The sequence below is a fragment of the Vibrio sp. 1978 genome (assembly GCF_033344345.1).
Window position 1 is genome coordinate 1 of sequence record NZ_JAWPOP010000871.1, and the last position, 552, is coordinate 552.

At 44.7% G+C, this 552-nt stretch carries 1 protein-coding gene; it reads right to left on the bottom strand.

Going from position 1 to position 552, the window contains the following annotated elements; genetic code table 11:
- The coding region (locus R8N49_RS29600) for a hypothetical protein (RefSeq protein WP_318190755.1) at nt 1-552 on the bottom strand (552 nt) is incomplete at both ends.

A 552-nucleotide genomic window follows, 5' to 3' on the forward strand; every position in this document is an offset into this window, starting at 1 on the left:
ACCATGAATAACGTAAACCACCGAGCCTTTCTCACTACCCACTTTAGGGTCGATATCAATACGCGAGTCAATATTTCCATTGTTTGGGTAACCCGATTTAGGCCCTGCGTAACTGCCTGTTTTGTATGGCGAGTTGTTTGAATCAATCGTCGCGTCTATCGTCCATTCAGAAAACGCATCCAGACCCACAATATCGTCCGTTACATGAACTTCGTTCGCATAACCTTCACCAAAGTTGAAAATAGATACCGTAAATGTGACCCAATCACCGGGGATAAACTCGTCATCCGGTGTGGTTTTAGTCACGATGATCTTAGGTTCTTTTGGATACACCGTAACGCTGTCTGATGCTGATGACTGGACAGTAGAATCTGGCGTTTTAACCGTCGCGGTATTACTGAATTGAGAGTACAGAATTTGATCCGGATTTGAACGGTCAATCTGAGCGACAATTGTGTATACCACTTCAACGTTCGGCGGAATTTGAGCGTTAGTATCTAAATCAAGGTTGTCTGAGAAGCTGCCGACATCGGTGTAAGCAGGATTGCCGTT